The organism is Leptothoe sp. EHU-05/26/07-4 (genome assembly GCF_043421015.1).
GTDB classification, from domain to species: Bacteria; Cyanobacteriota; Cyanobacteriia; order Phormidesmidales; family Phormidesmidaceae; genus Leptothoe; species Leptothoe turfae.
Genome location: NZ_JAXSQV010000002.1, coordinates 283677 through 303677 on the forward strand (window position 1 = coordinate 283677; position 20001 = coordinate 303677).

Sequence of the window (20001 nt, forward strand, 5' to 3'; positions counted from 1 at the left end):
GTGGGTCAGCTACCGGAGAGATAGAGCATTAGAAATTCGAATCAAAAGTTCTAGAAAGTCTGATCAAGGTTGAGAAGAAAATGGCTGTTAATGAAATACAGATACTACGAACTCGATTAGAATATTTAGAGCGGTTAATAAACGCGCTAGGACTACCCACTTCACCATGGGTTACACCTACTAATGCGGCAGCAATTATCAGCACTAGTCGATCCACAATTATGAATGAGATCGAACGTGCTGAAGAAGCCCGTATTAGTAAACGAGACTCAGACCTTGCCTGGGGCACTCACTACCGAAAAACTGGAACTCATTGGCAGGTCAACCCGATCGAGTTAGAGAAAGTTATTTTTCTTCCTCCTGAAAGTCGTCCTTATTAACTTTTTCCCAGATCGTTTCATGTTGCCGCTGACTGATCGCCGCATGATATGTGGCAGCGTGGATAGAAACAGAGTGCCCCATCCAACGGGCAGCAATACTGTCAGGAACCCCCTTAACCGCTGAACGAATTGCCCAGGCGTGTCTCAATGCATACGGTTTATGGGGAATCTTTTTACGTAGATTGGAACTCATACGTTGGCCCAGCTGCTGATTGTCTCGACCTTCATAACGAATATTAGGCATAATCACTTTGGCCAGATTGAATCGTTCTCGCCATCGGTCGGGCAAAGGCCACACATCACGTTGCCCAGTTTTACTATCTTCAGCTATAGATATTTTCCCAGTCTTAGTCGCTACACTTTTAGGATCTACGATGGCGAAAATCTCATGGGGTCTGAGCCCGTAAGTCGCCATCATGCCATATGCCCACTCCCAAGTTGTACCCTTCAGCGACTCCCAGATAGCTTCAATATTTTCATCAGTAGGTAGGTCATCCGGCTTAACAGGCTTAGCGGCGTACCCCCTCCCTAAATCTTTTAGATCTACGGGCACTTTAGCAAACTTGCATAGGGCAGTGAAAACCATTACATCATTTTTCCGCGCCCAAGTTCCAGATTCATTTCTTTGTTGGATGTGGACTCTTAACATTTCCTCAGTTAGAGGTTTATCAGGAAGCGATTCTAGTGGATATAGATAATTTGCTCGGAATGACGAAGCTTTTATGCTCGCTTTTTTGTACGTCGCAAATTTTTCACCTAGCGTTCGAGCCGATTGGGGGAACTGGTCAATTCCCTCATCAGTCCATTGAGACCAGTTCCATTGCTGGAGACTCAAGTCAGATTCGGCCCGCTTTGCTCGGGCTAGCGCAACTTTAACCCCATCCGCATTAGCATAGATCTTCAATGGGATACGTTGCTGTTCAGTGCCTCGACCCTTCCCTGGCTTTTTGGGCAAAGTGCCACGCAGACTGAGCTTTTGACCTCTGCGTTCAATTCGTAAGATGTCTAGCTTAGAATTCGCAGTTTTGATCAACTTGTCTACGTCCGGCATGGCTAGTCCAACCTTAGTCCAACACCTTATGATACAGCCGTAAACCCTTACCTACAGGAAGTTTCAGAAATAAAGCACTCGATTCGTAATCGAGCGGTCGCGGGTTCAAATCCCGCCGTTGGCTTTTAGGCAGCGCAAGCGATACAGATTTTCTGGCAAGGGGTTCAGCGATCGCAATCCGAAAATAACCAAAAATACGTTGGACATTTTTGGGCACTTCTTAGCACTTTTAGACCCTAGATTGAGATAAAAACGGTTGGTATCGGAACATCCGTTTGAGGGCGTGTATATGGACTTTAACTTACGCTCTCTCAGCTCTGTCTTGATTTTGGGGGTCACTACAACTTGCAAGAAGTGTGATTTTATAGGGTTTGGATGAGCTCAGTGAGTTTGGCTAATAATCTCTGGGGAAACATGGGGTGATTGGTAAAAAAGTGATCACCAGGAACGGCCTCTAACGTAAATATGTTCGTGTGTTGTTGCCAAGCGGCCACATCAGTATGATTTGCTATCTCATCTTGTTCTCCCCAAAAACAGGTAATTGGGCAAGCAAGCTGAGCCTTTGGTTGGTATTGATAGGTTTCAAGAAGCGAAAAATCTGCCTTCAACATAGGAAGCATCAATTCCATTAGTTCTGGATTTTTCAAAACGCTCTCAGGTGTGCCATTGTACCCTTGTAGTTCAAGAATAAAATCATCGCTAGACAAGTTATGAATTGATTCTCTATCGGGTGGTAAGTGAGGAGCGCGAGCTGCAGCTGCCCAAAGATGACGCGGAGTAAGCTGAACTGTCTGTTGTGACCATCGAGAAAACTCAAATGCAATCCGTGCCCCCAGGCTATGGCCAAAACAGGCAAACGGAACATCTAAAAAAGGTACTAATTCAGGGCCAAGAGTTTGCAACAGTGAAATAATATCGGTGTAGGGAGTCTCAAACAAGCGTTTTCCGCGTCCAGGTAGTTCAACGGCACACACCTCGACTGTTGATGGTAACAACTCAGGCCAGTCATGAAACACCCTAGCTGAGCCGCCTGCATGGGGAAAGCATAGCAACCTTAATTTAGGAGATGGTTTTGGCTGGGGACAAACGATCCATTTACCCATAGTGCAAAATCTATCGTAATTGTATGCAAAGTTTATAATTTAGCCTGATAAGGCACGACGATCTACTTTGCCATTGGCTGTTAACGGTAACGCGTCCAAAAATTTGAAGTACGATGGCACCATATATGTAGGCAATTTCTGATTTAGAAAATTGCGTAGCTCTTCAATGGCAGGAGAGTACCCCTGGCGAGGAATGACATGGGCTGTGAGCGATTGTTGACTTTGTTGAGTGGTAGTGACGGTCACTAAGGCATTTTTGACCGCTGGATGCTTTGCTAGTGTGGATTCGATTTCTCCGGCTTCAATGCGATAACCCCTCAATTTAATTTGAAAATCAGCTCTACCCAGAAACTCAATATTTCCATCTGGTAAATAGCGGCCTAAATCACCAGTTCGATAAATCTGCTCACCAGTTCGGGGATGTGCAATAAAATTAGCTGCTGTTTTTTCAGGGTTGCGCCAGTAACCCTTGGCTAACTGTACACCAGCACAATACATTTGCCCTGGCACCCACACGGGGCAATCTTCCAGATTATTATTCAAAATATAATATTTTGAATTGGCCATAGGCTTTCCATAGGGAATACTTTTCCAATTGGGATCAATATCCTGGATAAGATAACCAATATTCCAAATTGTGGTTTCAGTAGGGCCGCCAATACTCAGAATATTTAAATCTGGAGATAATGCTTTTAATCGACTGGCAAGAGAAACTGGCAGCCAGTCTCCACCTAAGATAGCTAGACGCAAACTCTGTGGCAATTTTTCAGATTTAATGTCGAGATAATTGACCAACATTTCCATCATGGCAGGTACTGAATTCCACAGGGTTACCCGTTCTTTGGTGAGTAAATCCAGCCAATGTCGAGCAAATTTAGCAGCAGCAGCGTCTGGCATCACAATTGTTCCGCCAGCTGATAACGGACCGAAGATATCATAAACCGATAGATCATGATTGAGGGCGGTGAGCGCTAATATCCGATCTTTAGAACTGACTTGAAATCGTTGGTTAGTATGGATGACTACATTGACCACATTTCGATGGGTAATCATGACACCTTTAGGTAAGCCTGTAGACCCAGACGTGTAGATAACATAGGCAAGATCATCAGGGCCTGGGAGAGATAGCAACTGATGCTCAGTGTTTGGGAACAAATGGATTAGATCAACTGCAAATCGTTGAATGGTTGCTGGCCAAACTACCTTTTCTTCTAACCATGATTGCGTTAATGCAATATTGACACCACTATTTTCCAGCAGATATTGAAATCGTTCCGAAGGTAAGTCAGGATCAATGGGTACGTAAGCAGCGCCAGCAGCTAAAATACCAAGTACTCCAACAATCTGTTCCCAGCCTTTCTCCATAACGATGGCTACGGTATGATCAGAGCAGATACCTAACAATTGATTTAAATAATGACCAACTTGATTGGCACGACGGTATAGAAGGTCGTAAGTAATTGATTGCTTTGAAGTGATAATGGCAATCTGTTGAGGGTTTTGTTTAGCCTGATGCACAAACAAACTATAGAGTGTCTCTTCAGGTAGCGGAGCGGTCGTTAGGTTGGCGGTAACTCTCTGGCTAAGTTGAGCTGCAGGAATCATTGAGCGATTAGTTTCCTGCCACGCAGCTTCCTCATGGGCTAATCGTTGCAGAAATGAACAGTAAGATGTCAATATATCCTGCACCATGTTCGGAAGAAAAAAGTCCGTATCAGCATATAGATTAACTGTCAGTGTTCCATTCTTTTCAAGATGCCGACATTCTAGGCGGACGGGCGCTATTGAAGTGGAGTTATTATTAATAACATTTTCGATATTGGAGACGTCTTCTATGTTGTCTGGCTCAATGACAAAAGAAATAGCTAATATAGATTCTAATTTCTCTAATATCTCCTTAGGTAATAATTTTAACTGCGTAAACGGGGCTACTAATCGATGTTGCAGATCTGATCTTAACTTTGTTGCGATATGTTTAACTCTAGCTTCGAAAGAATCTGGTTGCAAATAATTGATGTCTAACAAGGTGTTAAAAATCTTCTTTTGATTTGGTTGTTTAACGGCATCCTCTTCCGAATTGAGAGTTGTAGATCTCGTTTCAACCAGATTAATTGTAAAGTAAGCGCTTTTACTCCAGGTTGCTAGTACTTCTGTGTAAACTGCTAATAGAACGTCGCCTGGTGATGTATTGGCCTTTAAGGCCTGTTGCTTCAAATGTGCCCAAGTTTTGGCATCGATTTGTTGACTATACTGCGCTAGTTTGATGTCACCTTTATTAAAGGTCTGGGCTAAAGGTAATTCTGGAGTAGGGGGCAGAAGTTCAATAGATTTTTGGCAAAATTCCATCCATTTTTCTTTAGCCTGATGAACATTATTATCAAACTTCTTACTAATAGAGATTGAAGTGAATAGTTTGTCTGTACTCATTCTTTTGAGTTTCTCCCTCTGTCTCCCTCACAGAAACTAAATAAAGCATCGACTATTATCCTCAAAAAGAGCTGATACACAGCATCATTAGCAAAGTTTTTTGAGCTAATGATGCTGCTCAATAATTTGCTCTGTAAAACTGCAAACTCGTTTTCCGTAAGCACTGATTTGAGAACTGTTAGATCTTGGAATCAAAAGCTTGCGGTGATTTTCATGGATCAAACCCACCTACTTGAAAAACTAGCTGCCTCTCTCCATAGAGGAGTATATACATGATTTAAGCAGCCAGAAAATGAAAAACAAAAAACAAGTTCTGAGAAGATGAAGATCTACACGCCTGAGAGGGTAGAGATAATATTGCGATGAATTTCAGATGTACCTGCATAGATGGTACCTGCTATAGAATCTCGAAAATATCTTTCTAGTTCGTAATCGGTCACATAGCCTCTAGCACCATGGATCTGGATAGCATCCTGACAGGTTTTCATGAAACCTTCGCTGATAAAAACTTTAGAAATTGAAGATTCTAAAAAGGCTTGTTTTCCTTCTTTTTTCAACCATCCTATTTTATACAATATAAGCTTTGCCAGCTCCAATCTCATCTTCATCTCGGCAATTTTATTGGATACACCCTGAAAAGAGCCAATGGGCTGGCCAAACTGCTTACGCTTTTTAGCATAGCTAACACATTGCTCGAAAATCCTTTCCATGGTCCCCACCTGACTGGCAAACAAGAAACTTCGTTCCCAGCTAATGGTGGATTGAAAAATATTGTGTCCCCGGCCTTCTTTGCCTAAACGATGGTTAACGGGCACTTTACAGTCCTTGAAAACGAGTTCTCCCATGGGTGCTGTCCGCAATCCCGATTTTTCCCACTCTTTTTCGATGGTCAATCCAGGCAAATCTTTGTGAATAATAAAGGCAGAAATTCCTTGTTGAGCACCTACCTCTAAATTAGTACGGGCGAATGTAATATAAACGTCGGCAACAGGGGCATTGCTAATAAATGTCTTGGTGCCATTGAGAATGTAGTAATCCCCATGGGGGATAGCCTCAGTTTGCATCTCAAAAGCAGCAGATCCTGAGTTTGGTTCGGTGATGGCATGTCCTCCCATCGATGTGCCCTGGCAAAGGGCTGGCAAATACTGTTGTTTTTGAGCTTCAGTACCAAAATTGGCAATTGAAACAGCACAACTCCAGAGATGGTTGTTAATGGCAAAGACTAGACCATTGTCTTTGCATCCATAGCCCAAACCTTCCAAACCTAATATGGTGGTTAATGGATCCAGACCTTGTCCACCATATTCTTTGGAAATTGGCCATCCTAAAATGCCAAAATCTGCACATTTTTGCCAGCCTGCTTGATTAAAGTGACTGCGTCTATCGTTTTCAATTAAGTCTGCATTTAACTCTTGTTGAGCAAATGTGACGATGGAGCGATAAAAGGAAAGTTGTTCTAGATCCCAGTCGAAACTGATACTCATGTGGGTACCTCTATTGATTGAACTTCTTAAAAATCGAGATTGTCCTCTCGACGGCTACATTGCTTGGATACGGCTACTAAGGTGGCATGCACAAGTTGTAGAGCTGCTGTAATATCAACAGATTAAACATCACGATGATATTGATGGGACGACGACCGGCATTACTCTTGTGAGGCTTGACATATACCTGTTCTAAAATTGGGTGAGACTGATTCCACGGAATCATCTTATCCAGATCAGACACCAAGTCTTCCTTAGGCTTCAGTTTCTGATGATGTGTCTCAAAATCCTTTGTCTAAACTACCTTCCTAATGTCTTCATAGGTCGTTTTCAGAAATTTGACATTTGAGTATCCCGCCATTTCATCAAAGATCTCAAATAAGCTGTCACAAAACTGATCAATTAAGTCAGGAGGGATTGTCAACGCTGGTCTAATTGCGATACTTTTACCAAATCGATTACCTACGGTACATAGAACCTGTTTTTCGCGAAACATCTTACCGCAGGCGATGCCATAAAAGAAATCTCCTTCCATCCAATCAAACAATTTTTGGGCAATTTTTTTCTTTTGCTGCTGGATTGAAACTGATAACATCAATCCCTTTCCCGCCACTTCTAAGGTGTAGTTGCGATGAGTATTCTGGAGTTCTAGCCGTTCTCGAAATTTTGCTTCTGCGGCTTGAATATTGGCTAAATCATAATTTCTCAGGTTTTCCAGGGATGCTAAACCTGCTGCCATTGATAAATTATTCTCTTTGAAGGTTGAGGAATATACCAGGATTTTCTCCATGCTGTCAAACACTTTCTTATAAACCTCTGCGGTATAAACCACAGCCCCAATGGGAACCATGCCGCCACTTAGTCCTTTGGCTAAGGTCATGATATCGGGTGTGACTTGGGACCACTCATAGGCAAATCGTTTTCCTGTGCGTCCCAACCCTGTTTGGACCTCATCATAAATGAGTAATGCGTTGTGTTTCTGGCATAGACGCTTAGCCTCTCTCAAAAATTCATCGCTAGCAATACTGCCGGTTCTTCCTTGGATGGGCTCAACAATAACTCCAGCGATTTCTCGATGGTGATTCTTAAACACCTGGTTGAGAGCATCTATATTATTTAGCTCTAGTTGAAAGTGAGCTTTTTCTACGCCAAAAATCTTCCTGTAGTTAGAGACACCATTAATGGACAAAGACGCTAACGTTAGTCCGTGATATCCACCTGTAAAACTGACGAAACGCTTTTTTCTGGTGAAGTCGATGGCCATCTTCATGGCATATTCAACAGCCTCAGTACCCGAATTGAGAAAAAATACGCGTTCAAATGATGGGTCAGTTAACTCTAAAAGTTCATGACCCAAAATTGCTGCCAGGGTAGGCACATTAATTTGTGTGAGTGATGGAATTGGAGTGTTGATAGCATCTTCCAAAGCGGTAATTAATTCTGGATTTTTCCGCCCCCAGTTCAAGCAGGCAAAGCCTGCTACAAGGTCTAGATACTCTTTGCCATTCTCATCAATAAGAGTATAGGGAGTGCTGTCTACAAATCGGATTTGAGTGGTCCCTACACTATCCCAATATTTGTAATAACAATGGTTAACTTTATTGGCATAGGTCTCGTTGATGGAATGCTCTTTGATAAAGGATTCAACTTTCGTAGCTAGTTTCATGATTATCCTTCCGTTTCAATAAGATAAATGGCAAATGAATATGCGGTGATATTTGGAGTTCGCTGTTTAGATTGGATTCTAAACAAAGTCATCAGCAATACTAGATATTGTTGATCTGCTTAATTCACTGAAATTCTTGCAGGTGGTGCTGGTAAGAAGTCATGGTGAATAAAATAAGATAATTGCGGATGTAATAGCTGGGAGCTCACAGGGGGACAGCTAATTTGAGCTTTAGCAAGTGCATGCACAGCATTTTCAGAGTTAAATTTGACCTGGTTACTACTACTGCCATGGGCTTGGAGTATGGGGAGTATATTGGCAATGGAACTCGATGATTCGGTAGTGTAGGTTTCAACCTGTTGCGCCCACTGTTCAAAAGCAACTAACTGAATCTGATAGCCAAAGTTGCTTAAGAAATCTGTTAACTGGTGCCAATGGCAGGGATAAGGATTAACTAAGTGGAAACATTGGTGGAGAGAGGAGGGCTGCCTAGATAAGTAAATAATACCTTGACTGACATAGTCCACTGGGGTCATTTCAAGAACTGTATCAATCGCTGGCAGTGCTTTTAGGAGAACAGCACTTTTGAGCGTCAGGGATAGCCAATCTTGTGTGCTACAAACTCCAGTTTGGCTATGGCCTGTAATAGTACCGGGTCGATAAATAGAAACGGGTAAACCCCGCTCACTGGCCAAAGACACCAGTTTTTCGGCCACCCATTTGCTTTGGCTATATCCTCCATAGAGGGTTCCTCCATGATCAAGGGAGTCTTGCTCATATATGACGTGATCGGTAGCTAAGTGAGAAGACAAAAATACACCAATGCTAGAAACATAATGGAGAGGTTTGATTTTATGGGTAGTGGCTAATTTTAGAATCTCGCGAGTGCCGTTAACATTGGTAGCTTTTAGAGCCATATAGGGATAAACAAAATTAACTAAGGCTCCATTGTGATAAATAATATCGATAGCATATGCAAGCTGTTGAAATTGATCTAAAGATAGACCTAGTAAGGGTTCTGCCAGATCTCCAAGCACAGGAATGATTCTGGTCCCTTGTGTTTCTTGCCAAAGTCCATAGGCCTTAAGTTTGGTTTGGAGGCGTTCTTGCCCAGTGTTGAGGTTGGGTGCGCGTACTAAACAATAGATGGTGGCCTGGGTTTGTTCCAGGAGATCATTGAGTAAGTAGGTACCTAGGAATCCTGTTGCTCCAGTTAAGAAAATGGCCATCGGCTCTTTTTGAGCAGGAACAAAGTGAATGGAATCAGGGATATCTTTCAGCTGTGCCATGGCCTCCTGAAGTAGCTGTTCAGTGGTGGTAGCTGTTGCGATCGCATTTCCCTCAGTCCCTTTATTCTCTAAAGCATTGGCAATCACCTGATTGAGGCTAGCCAGGGTTGGTTTCTGATAAAAACTGGATAAATTTAAGGGTGAGGACGGTGACGTGTCAACTGAGCCTTGTCCGAAGAAAGCTAAGATAGCTTGTTTATGTTGTTGTAACTCTGCTTTTAAGTCAGGTGTCAACGCACCTTTAGGCCCCCGAAACCGTAGTTGGCCATTGTCACACCACAATGTTATGCCGATTTGGGAAAATCGTTGTAACAGGTTAGGAATATCAGGATTATGGTTAGCCATTATAATGTGCCTTCCTCCCAGGCATCATGGGTAGTTACAGAACTCAGATCCACTGTCGGCATTGCCTGCTGATTGAGAGCACCCCCTAGCAGGCAATACAAATAGATATGGTGTTCATCGAGAGCAAACAAATGTCGGACCGTTTCAAAATCACAGCTGCCGATCTGACAAAGGCCCATTTCATGGGCAGGCGCAGCTAGCTCCAGCTGCTGACTCATCAATCCGGCTTCCAACAGGCAAAAATCTCGACTTAATTCGCCGTACATGGGTGCAATCGCAGCTAACTGGCCCACCAAAAAGATAGAGAATGCACTTTGATCAAATATCTTCTGATTGTTGAAGGCATACAAGCTTCGGTCAATTTCGGCGTCTGGCGTAATGATCTTTAATTGGTGCTCCAGGGGATGATAATAGTAGGTACCTGCTTTCAGACCAGAGATGCGCTCGGGTTTAATGTAAAGGTAGGCCTGGACAGGATAAAGCCCACCGGCAGACCCATAGCGCAACTTAGGCTGACCATTAACTAATAACTGTTGCCAATTACTCAAAAAAAGGCTGAATCGTTCAAACGGTAGTGGGTCTGAACTAAAGGTTCTACAACTGTAGCGGCTGAGATAGGTTTGTTTGAGCGTATCATCTAATGCTGGGGCCACTAGCTTTACACTCTCCCAAGAGTCTTGTCGCAGTCCACGCCGTAGATGCTTAAACTGTTGACGCTCTTCTGGATCAAAGATCATCTTAAAATTGCCTGCGAGAGCACCATTGTCGACTGATTGAGGTGCAGACTGCGGCGTTGTTTCCCTAACTAACCGATCGTCATAGTTTTTGGCCAACGCCCCTACGGTGGAGAGACTATATAGATCCTTAATCTGTAACCGATATTGGAACTGCTCCTCCATGAGATTAGCAATTCTAGCAATATCGATGGAATTAGCACCCAGATCTAGCAAATTAGCATTAGGTTCGATAGTATCAACATTGAGCACATTAGCTATCAGTTGGGCAATTTGTTGAGTAAGAGCTGCATCAGCAACATCTTTAGATGTTGAGAGTTGGCTCGATGCCACAGAAGTCTGTTGAGGTTCGGGCAGATGGTTTCGATCAACCTTGCCATTAGCTGTCAGAGGTAAGGTTTCCAAAAAGACGAAGGTTGACGGCACCATATAATCTGGCAGTAGCTCTAGTAGCTGTTGCTTTAAGTGGTCTGGCGTCAGTGTTGGCTGTTCTAAAACAACATAGGCCACTAGTCGTTTAGTTTCTTGAGCATCTCCCTTGAGTAAGACAACCCCTTGCTTGACAGCGGTGAGCTGTTCTAAAGCTGTTTCGATTTCTCCCAACTCAATTCGGTAGCCCTGTACTTTAACCTGGGAATCCGCCCGTCCCAAAAACATGATGGCACCATCGGGAAGGTAATATCCTAAATCTCCAGTATGGTAAAGCCGTTCACCTGTAACCGGATGGTGGATAAAGCTTTGACTTGTTTTTTCTGAATTGCGCCAATATTCCCTGGCCAACCCTACCCCACCAATGTATAAATTACCGGGTACCCACACGGGACATGGAGCCAAATGTTCATTCAAGATATGAAACTGTTGGTTCGCCATAGGTTTCCCATAGGGAATACTTTTCCCATTAGGATCCACCTGATTAATGACCTGGAGAATGGACCAGATGGAAACCTCAGTGGCACCGCCTAAACTTACCACCTCTGCCGCAGGGCTGAGGGCCTTAATCTGATCCGGTAACTTTAAGGGAATCCAATCTCCGCTGAGTAGTACAAGGCGTAGGGAATTTAAGGTGACTTCTGGATGAAATTCACTGTATTCCACCAGCATTTGCATCAAGGCGGGTACGGAGTTCCACAAAGTGATCTGATGCTGCTTGATTAATGTTGCCCAGTGGGTCGGTTCTTTGCTGTCGGCAGCATCAGGCACCACCAATGTGCCTCCCGCTGCTAAGGTACCAAAAATGTCGTAGACCGACAGATCAAAGCTGAGGGAAGAAATGGCCAGAGTTCGGTCCTTAGAACTAATTTGAAACCGCTGATTAATATCGAGAATTGTGTTAACAACAGCACGATGCTCAATGGCAACCCCTTTAGGGATACCTGTAGAGCCAGACGTGTAGATCACATAGGCAAGATCGTTGGGAGTTTGAACGGGCTGGAATTGACTAATTTCAGCATCACTACCAGACAGGTGCTCTTCAGTTTGATTGACCTCATCTCGACTAATAACAATTCGTTGCACATCATCTGGCCAATCTAATTGTGAATCTAACTCTGGTTGAGTGAGAACAATGTTGACTGCCCCTTGTTTTAAGATCTGCTGACGTCTTACCTGGGGCCAATTGGGATCAATGGGCACATAGGCTGCACCAGAAACCAGAACAGCGAGGACGGCAACCACTTGTTCCCACCCTTTTTTCATCACCACAGCCACTAGCTGATTAGGAAGAACCTCTAGGTGACGCAGCTGTATTCCCAGACTGTAGGCACGCTTTCCTAACTCCCCATAGGTCAGGGTAATGTCTCCTGCAACCACAGCAATATCTGTGGCTGATGTCTGTAAACGCCTAAGGACTAAACCATGGAGGAAAGACTGGAGATTGTCTGTTTGAGGACTGCTTGTTTGAGGACCGTCTATTTGAGAGCTTAACAACGGTTGCTCAGTGGCGTTGACCATGGCAATTTGAGCAGCCTGCTGGGGTGGAAACAGCCGTTGCATCAGCTGACGCGGATCAGCTTGCCATAAGCTTTCCTCGGTGGCAAGCGCCTCGACAAAATCACCATAGGCCTGAAACATATCGTCTAACAATCCGGGAGGGAAGACTTCGTCAACTGCATCCCAATTAAGAATCAGGGCTCCTTGTTCCTCAAGCACCTGGTGATCCAGATAAATTTGAGGTGTTTGGCTAAGACTGTAAACAACCTCTCCAAGTTCATAAATTGAGGCACTTTCGGTGTTGGAGCTGTTGGCAAAGCGATCACGATTTAGACTATCGTTGGTGAGGGTACTGGTGTAAACAACCGGCATCAGGGCACCGGAGTACCGCTGTTGGGCATGGGCAATATCCCGTAAAACCTTCATGCCGCTCACATAGCGATGATCCAGATCTTGCCAAAGTTGTTTCTGAATGGCCTTAGCGCGGGTGACAAAAGCGGCCAGACTTGAATTATCAATGGCCAATAAATCTAGTGAGGTAAAGTCCCCTACCAAACGGTTAATATCTTGATGTAGGGGAAGTCGTCGGAACAGGGTAATATTAAGGGTAAATCGCGGTTGTTTACTCCAGGCTGATAAGACTTCGCTAAAGGCGGCAAGGATAATGGCAGAAGGGGTTAGGTTTGCTTGGAATCCTCTTTGTCGAAGTTGTTTCCACTGTTCTGGAGAAATTCTCCGGGTGCGATGGACAAATTTGGGCTGCTTGATAGATCCCAAATTGGTTCCCAACGGTAATTCTGGTGATGGGGGCAGGGTGGCAACCCGATTTTGCCAGTAGGTTTGCGATCGCTGATACACAGCTGATGTTTTTAAGGCAATCTCTGCTAAAACATAATCTCGGAAAGACAACTCCATTGCTGCTTGAGAGGGCTGGGGGTTATGGAGATAGTCCACCAGTTCTCGTATAATCAGCTCCAAACTCCAAGCATCGGCAATTAACAAGTCAATGCTGATAAACAACCGGGTTTTGGTAGTGTCTAAAAGCGCTGCTCTCACCTCAAATAAGGGCCATGTGTCAGTGGGAAGTAACTGATGCGAAAGGCACTCCCGTAATGCCATCAACTGTTCATGCGCCACCTCTGATGCTGCCGTACGTAAGTCCAGCGTGTCTATCTGGTAATCAGGGACCTGTTCTAAAATTTGCTGATAGCCATCTGCATTCATCACCGCCCGCATCATTTCATGCTTTTGGATCAGATATTGCCAGGCTTGCTCAAATTTCTTCAGGTCTAAATCCACCACATCAATCTCAGCATAAACATGGGTAGACACATTACTGAGATCAAAGCTATCGTCCCGGCCAATCAAATAGGCCTGTTGGATTTCTGTTAATGGAAAGGATTGATAGCGCTCCGCTGCGTTGGTAACAATTTGCGGTAGGGGTTGATAAATCTCATTTAAGTTCGGCTGATCGCCTGAGTCTTCATCACCTGGTTGCTGTATAAATTCGATAATTTCTGCTTTTCGTTCGGTAATAGACTGTCGCAATGAGTCCGTCAGACTACCTTTGGGTGCATTACACCGCAAGCGGCCATCCTGAACATAGAGTTGAATATCCTGCGTTCTCAGATCATCTAAAAATTTAGCAATTGACTGTGTCGTAGGCTGTATCGCAGACTGTGGGGCAGACTGTGGGGCAGATTTCATAGCTCAATGTCCTCCCGAGCATTACTATCATTACTGAGGTCTGTTGCTGAGGCGGGAGTATTTCGATAGGTCGTATCCAGATATTCTGCAATCCCTGCTACAGTCAGGGCCTCGAATAAGATGGTCATGGGCAGATCAATTTGAAATGTTTGTCGAATCTGGGAAATGACTTGAATACCTACGAGGGAATCTCCCCCCAATTCAAAGAAATTATCGTCAATGCCTACTCGCGTAACACCCATGACATTTTGCCAAATTGGCACCAGTTTTTTCTCAGTCTCAGTACTTGGTTCTCGGTAAACGGCTTCCAAGTCGGGTCTAGAATACAGCTGGGTGTTCTGACTCGATGCTACCGAGGTCGATAGAGAAGTGTCCGGTAAGTCTTTTAACAAAGCTTGCTTACGCATCCAGTGATCAAGTCTAGGCTGTAGACTTCTGGTAGAAATCACAGCCCGCTTGAGTCCTGGGCTAGCCAAAACAGTTTTAAGGATTTTAATATCTTCCGCTGGGGTAACCGTGAGTTCACCGCTCACCGTGCCACTAGTTGACTGGCTCGGCACTCTCCCATCCCAGTTAACGCTGAGCCAGGGAAAGTGTGTTTGGCGATTCTGTTGGACAAAGTGATCTAAAAATATATTGGCTGCTGAATATGCCGTGAGGCCAACTCCACCAAACAGTGATGCCAATGAAGAAATTAAGAGACAAAAATCTAGGGGTTTGTTCTGTAGAACAGTGTCAAGGACTAGTACCCCTTGAACTTTAACACGAAACTGCTGTTGACAGTCTGTTTCAGTGGCCTCAGCAACAGGGCGATAGATCTCTAGGGGGTCGGTGGCCGCGGCATGAATCACCCCGTTCAGTTTGCCAAAACGAGTTTCAGCGCTATTGACGGCGGCAGCCATGGCTTCCAGATCAGCGACATCCGCCTGGGCCACCAGAATCTCGGACCCTAATGTCTCAAGGTTTTGCAATTGCAAAATCTTACGAGATGTCGGTTCTTGTTCACTATGATTTTTTAGCCATTCGGCCCACTGTTCCCGTGCTGGGAACTGCGATCGTCCGGTTAACACAAGCTTGGCTTGGACAGTTTCAGCTAAGTACTCGGCAATGACTAACCCTAAACTACCTAAACCCCCCACAATTAAATAAACTCCCTGGGATGTTAAGGGGAATGTCTGCTCTTCAGTGGATGATTCTAAAGATAAGGGTGTATGTGCTTCAACCCATCTGTGTCCATGGCGATAGGCCACAATGGGATCAAGAATTGGACTATCCAGCTCAGCAATCAAATTTGAAATTAGTGAATCGTTGGCGTGAGCATTGACCTCAGATTCTGATAAGTCAATACTGCGACAATAGACATTGGGGACTTCTTGGGGAATCGTCTTGATCGGTCCCAGGACGGTTGTTTTTTCAGGGAGGACTACCTCAGTGCCAATTACTTCATGGAGACCATGGGAAAGCACCGAGATTGGGAATGACTTGGAAAGTGTTTCTTTTGGGAGGGCCTGGGCCATAAATAATAAACTGTAGAAACCCAGATATTGGGCTTGCTCAGTCCTGGGCCAATCAAGCGGGGTAGGAGGGGTCAACTGCCAGCTGTGTAGTACTTTGGTGGGCATTAACTGGGCCTGTTCCAGCATCTGGAACAGAGACTGGTAGTCTGCCTGAGAGCGGGGATTGAGAATAATGCAATGACTGTCTTGGGTGACTTCAACCTGAAATGTATTTCCTGGCTGGACGAGAATGATTTCATCGCCTCGCTGATTGAGTTGGGAGATAATTTGGTCGCTAATGCCCCTATCATCCTTGAAAATTAACCAGCGTTCAGAAGGCTTTTGGTCAGCTGGACTTGGGGGAGGAAGGAGATGCAATCGCGACCAGGATGGACCATAGAACCAATCAGAAACATGGGGCTTTTTATCCGTCACCTGGCCCCTAGTTACCGGTGTGACAGTCGCAGTTGTTTCAGGTCTGTTGACCACAGTAAACGCAGCCGGTTGTGACCCCCCTTCTGTTAGTTCAGTCCTAGCCACAATGATATGCTGCCCTAGAGCATCGGACTCAGGCTGGGCACTCACCTGAGCAAAACCATGGTTGGTTAGCGTTTCCTGCCACTGTTGACTGCTTAAAAACGGATTGCCGCGACTACGCTGATTGTCCTCCAAGGGATTCATCAGCAAACCAGAGGTAATATCAAAGAACAACAGCGGAGTCGTGATTTCCCAAAGCAGCAAAATTCCCCCTGGTGCTAACAGAGAATGTATATAATCCAGGGTGTTTTCCAGATTCTTTGCCACATGGAGAACATTGGCCGCAATGATAACATCAAAGCTATGGCGCTCATATCCCTGGGATTCAGGAGCCGTTTCAATGTTCAGCAGTTTATAGTTAACAAACGGATAGTCATTAAACTTCTTCTTTGCCTGGTTTAAAAACCATTGACCAATATCCGTGAAGGTATACTGGCTACGCTCAGGTGGCAAAATGGGCAACAAATCGGTGGTTGCTAGCCCCTGTCCTCCACCCACTTCCAAAACTCTTAACTGGGGGTTATCAGATAATTGAGTAACAATTTGTTCTAAACTTGCCCGCATAACTGCACTGTAGTAGGCAAACAGAGGCATTTCTGGATTGGATGCCTTGCCTTGCTGATAGACTAGGGAATTAAAAATTTCAAGGGGATCTTTTTGCCCAGTGATGATCGCTGATAGATTGTTGCCACATTGTTGAGCTAAGTCGACCATCTGGGGAAATTTAATCCACCGGGCTTTAAAGGTATCTAAAATATCACCTAGGCTATTTTTAGCCTCTGGCATAAACTGACAATATTGCCCATCAACCTGTTGAAGGTGTCCTCGCTCAACTAGAACATCCAGCCAGCGGCAAAATAATTGTTGATAACGGGGGGCAATTTGACCCTCAGCAACCAGCTCGTCAAATGAGTATGTCCGAGCCGTATCTTGCCAAAACCCCAAGGATTGAAATGCAAGATTCAAATAGGAGAGACATACCTGCTCCATAGAGGGAAGATTCTCAACATAAACCTCCCGATCAAATTGAGAGATGCCCTGGTTTGCCTGATCTACCATCGCTGCGGTCAATGGCTGCCATAGCTCCTCTGTAGTAGGGGAACGGAGCTTAGTAGCACTCAACGTAGCCGCATTATTTGTGCTGTCAGTCAACCAATATCGTTTGCGTTCAAAAGGATATGTAGGCAATGGTACCCGGTAACGCTGTTGGTCAGCATAAAAGCTGGCCCAGTCAATCTCCACACCGGAAAGCCAGAGTTTACCTAAGGTTTGCAATAAAAAGGAAACATCGTGATAATTTTCCTGAGGGTGGCGCACGGTTGTTAGGACTAATTGTCCTGCTTGTTTTTCAGGATGCTGCTTCGCTAATTTACTTAATGTACGACCGGGGCCCACTTCCAATAGAATCTGATGGGGATTCTGACAAAGGTGTTGCAGATTCTCTCCAAACTGTACTGTTTGTCTAACATGGTTTGCCCAATACTGAGGGTCCGTGGCTTCAGCCTCAGTGATCCAAGTTCCCGTTACATTTGATAAATAAGGAATCTGAGGTGCATGGAATGTGACCTTTTGGAGATGCTCTAAAAATGGTTCAACTATGCCAGCCATCATGGGTGAGTGGAACCCATGGGAGGTATGTAACCGACGACTCTGAATTCCCTGAGTTTCCAAGGTTTGTGCCAATGCATCAATCGCCTCTGTAGACCCTGAAACAACACAGGTATTGACGCCATTCACAACCGCAATGACCAGACTCTCATCGGTCATAAACACTGCACTCTCTTCAGCACTCAATGGCACGGATAACATGCTGCCATTGGGTTGTTGTTGCATTAACTGCCCCCGCGCCACTACAAGTGCTAGGGCTTCCTCAAGGGTAAAGACTTCTGCCAGGGTAGCCGCAACATATTCACCAATGCTGTGACCCACCATGGCCTTGGGCTGAATCCCCCAAGTCATCCAGAGTTGGGCCAGGGCATATTCAACGACAAACAGAGCCGGTTGCGCTATCGCCGTTTGCTGTAGTTGTGCTTTAGCGGTTTCTCGACAGTCAGGTTCAGGATAAAGAATGGATCGTAAGTCTACGTTGAGGTGGGGCTTTAAGAGAGTTGAACAGTGATCAATCGATTCTCTGAATTGAGCCTCAGACTCGTAAAGATCCCGAGCCATGTTGATATACTGAGCGCCTTGCCCAGAAAACATAAAGACGACCCCAGGAGACTGAAGTTTTCTGCTTCCGGTGAGAACTGGGGGCGCTGTCGGATTCCTCAAAGCCGCAACAGCCTCATCCAAACTCTGGCAGGTTAGCCAGCGACGGTGCTTAAATCCACGACGGCCCACCTGTAGAGTATGGGCTACATCGGTGAGGTTGAGTTGAGGATTCGCCGCTAAATAATTGGCTAAATTGAGGGTTGCTTGTTCCAGTGCAGTTTCGGTTTTAGCCGATAGTGCTAATGTCTGATAAGGTCGGTCAGCGACGCTGTTAGTAACACTATCGGCCATCGTCTTGCTATGGACTTGGGACGGTGCTTCTTCAATCACCAAATGCACATTGGTGCCGCCCACCCCCAGGGAACTCACTCCCGCTCGCCGGGGCGTGCCATTCCTGGTCCAGGGGGTTAACTGATGAGCAACATAAAAAGGACTGTTGGCAAAATCTATTTTAGGATTGGTTTGTTGGCAGTGAAGACTGGGGGGAATTACCTGATTTTCCAGTGCTAACACTGTTTTAATAACACTGGGCATACCAGCTGCCACCCCTAGATGGCCAAGATTACTTTTGACAGAGCCGATGCTACAAAACCCTTTTTTCTGAGTGCTGGCCCGAAACACATCGCTTAAGGATTGAATTTCAATCGGATCTCCAAGCGTCGTTCCAGTACCGTGGGCCTCAATGTAGGTAATCGTTTCAGGGGCAACCTCAGCCATCTCCAACGCTTCGGCAACGACGGCAGCCTGGCCATCGATACTGGGAGCCGTGTAACCGACCTTTACGGCACCATCGTTGTTAATGGCTGAGCCTCGAATCACGGCTCGGATGGTATCTCCATCCGCTAAAGCATCTTCTAACCGTTTCAGCACAACCAGACCCAATCCACTGCCAGGCAAAGTTCCTTGGGAGTCTGCTCCAAAGGCTTTGCAATGTCCATCCGACGAGAAAATCCCTCCCTCCTGGTATACGTAGCCTCTTCCTTGGGGCAACATTAAATTCACGGCCCCGGCTAGGGCCATATCACATTCACCGTTAAGTAAACTTTGGTTGGCCACATGAATGGCCACCAGCGCAGTGGAGCAGGCAGACTGAACCATCAAGCTGGGTCCCTTGAGGTTCAAGTGGTAAGAAATTTGGGTGGCTAAGTAATTTAGGTCATTGCCTAAATAGGTTTCCAACCCACTCAGGGTCATTGGAATTATCTTACTGTGGTTAACCGCTGCGAGATAATTACTGACATTACTGCCTGCAAAAACACCCACTGACCCTGGACCATCGCCACCGGCATAACCTGCGTTTTCCAAGGCTTCCCAAGCACATTCCAACATCAGGCGGACTTCTGGACAGAGCACTTCTGCCTGTTTGGGATTAAAACTAAAAAATGAGGCATCAAACTGATCAAGTCCCTCTAACAGCGGTTCAGCTCCGACATAGTCTGGGTGTTCTAAAACCCCCGGATCGATGTGCATTTCTGCCGAATCCTGTTTGTCAAAGAAGGTGATGGATTCCACTCCATCCACCAAGTTTTGCCAAAACTGTTCGAGACTATTTGCACCTGGAAAATGTCCTGCCATGCCAATGATAGCGATGGCATTAGCCGTATTAAGATTGTCTGGCTCGATGTTAAGGTCTACCATAAGA

10 protein-coding genes are annotated in these 20001 nt (G+C 45.2%); 1 reads left to right on the forward strand and 9 read right to left on the reverse strand.

Translation table 11 applies throughout. The features are described 5' to 3' along the window. The first annotated feature begins 80 nt into the window (after nt 1–80). Nucleotides 81–380, forward strand: a complete 300-nt coding sequence (locus U2F10_RS03220; RefSeq protein WP_499870730.1) for a hypothetical protein — start codon at nt 81–83, stop codon at nt 378–380. On the opposite strand, the gene U2F10_RS03225 is transcribed toward U2F10_RS03220, so the two are convergent. The 9 genes from U2F10_RS03225 to U2F10_RS03265 all read right to left on the reverse strand — a co-directional run bounded on the left by U2F10_RS03225 (nt 346) and on the right by U2F10_RS03265 (nt 19997). Next, nucleotides 346–1431, reverse strand: a complete 1086-nt coding sequence (locus U2F10_RS03225) for a site-specific integrase (protein ID WP_499870732.1) — start codon at nt 1429–1431, stop codon at nt 346–348. The genes U2F10_RS03220 and U2F10_RS03225 overlap by 35 nt on opposite strands. Nucleotides 1432–1793: 362 nt before the next feature. Beyond that, nucleotides 1794–2534, reverse strand: coding sequence for a thioesterase II family protein (locus U2F10_RS03230; protein WP_499059046.1), 741 nt, complete (start codon nt 2532–2534; stop codon nt 1794–1796). A gap of 39 nt (nt 2535–2573) precedes the next feature. Then, nucleotides 2574–4961 (reverse strand): non-ribosomal peptide synthetase, encoded by a 2388-nt coding sequence (locus tag U2F10_RS03235; protein WP_499059044.1) that lies wholly within the window; start codon nt 4959–4961, stop codon nt 2574–2576. Between the two features lie 329 nt (nt 4962–5290). Further along, nucleotides 5291–6445 (reverse strand): acyl-CoA dehydrogenase family protein, encoded by a 1155-nt coding sequence (locus tag U2F10_RS03240; protein ID WP_250564653.1) that lies wholly within the window; start codon nt 6443–6445, stop codon nt 5291–5293. A gap of 76 nt (nt 6446–6521) precedes the next feature. Beyond that, nucleotides 6522–6710, reverse strand: a complete 189-nt coding sequence (locus tag U2F10_RS03245) for a transposase (protein WP_489670913.1) — start codon at nt 6708–6710, stop codon at nt 6522–6524. A 30-nt stretch (nt 6711–6740) separates the two neighbouring features. Next, the gene (locus U2F10_RS03250) at nt 6741–8111 is read right to left on the reverse strand and encodes a class-III pyridoxal-phosphate-dependent aminotransferase (RefSeq protein ID WP_163659369.1); all 1371 of its coding nucleotides are present in this window, start codon (nt 8109–8111) and stop codon (nt 6741–6743) included. Between the two features lie 119 nt (nt 8112–8230). After that, nucleotides 8231–9745 carry a thioester reductase domain-containing protein gene (locus U2F10_RS03255; RefSeq protein ID WP_499870734.1) on the reverse strand — a complete coding sequence of 505 codons (1515 nt, stop codon included), beginning with the start codon at nt 9743–9745 and terminating at the stop codon, nt 8231–8233. Further along, a complete protein-coding gene (locus U2F10_RS03260) occupies nt 9745–14115 on the reverse strand; it encodes an amino acid adenylation domain-containing protein (RefSeq protein WP_499870736.1) in 4371 nt (1456 codons plus the stop codon). The genes U2F10_RS03255 and U2F10_RS03260 overlap by 1 nt, the downstream gene beginning before the upstream one ends. Further along, the gene (locus U2F10_RS03265) at nt 14112–19997 is read right to left on the reverse strand and encodes an SDR family NAD(P)-dependent oxidoreductase (RefSeq protein ID WP_499870738.1); all 5886 of its coding nucleotides are present in this window, start codon (nt 19995–19997) and stop codon (nt 14112–14114) included. Before U2F10_RS03265 ends, U2F10_RS03260 begins: the two co-directional genes overlap by 4 nt. Nucleotides 19998–20001 lie beyond the last annotated feature (4 nt).

Bases quoted from the DNA above. Each gene is read 5' to 3' on its own strand.
- U2F10_RS03220 (WP_499870730.1), top strand. From the start codon at position 81: ATGGCTGTTAATGAAATACAGATACTACGAACTCGATTAGAATATTTA.
- U2F10_RS03225 (WP_499870732.1), bottom strand. From the start codon at position 1,431: ATGCCGGACGTAGACAAGTTGATCAAAACTGCGAATTCTAAGCTAGAC.
- U2F10_RS03230 (WP_499059046.1), bottom strand. From the start codon at position 2,534: ATGGGTAAATGGATCGTTTGTCCCCAGCCAAAACCATCTCCTAAATTA.
- U2F10_RS03235 (WP_499059044.1), bottom strand. From the start codon at position 4,961: ATGAGTACAGACAAACTATTCACTTCAATCTCTATTAGTAAGAAGTTT.
- U2F10_RS03240 (WP_250564653.1), bottom strand. From the start codon at position 6,445: ATGAGTATCAGTTTCGACTGGGATCTAGAACAACTTTCCTTTTATCGC.
- U2F10_RS03250 (WP_163659369.1), bottom strand. From the start codon at position 8,111: ATGAAACTAGCTACGAAAGTTGAATCCTTTATCAAAGAGCATTCCATC.
- U2F10_RS03255 (WP_499870734.1), bottom strand. From the start codon at position 9,745: ATGGCTAACCATAATCCTGATATTCCTAACCTGTTACAACGATTTTCC.
- U2F10_RS03260 (WP_499870736.1), bottom strand. From the start codon at position 14,115: ATGAAATCTGCCCCACAGTCTGCCCCACAGTCTGCGATACAGCCTACG.
- U2F10_RS03265 (WP_499870738.1), bottom strand. From the start codon at position 19,997: ATGGTAGACCTTAACATCGAGCCAGACAATCTTAATACGGCTAATGCC.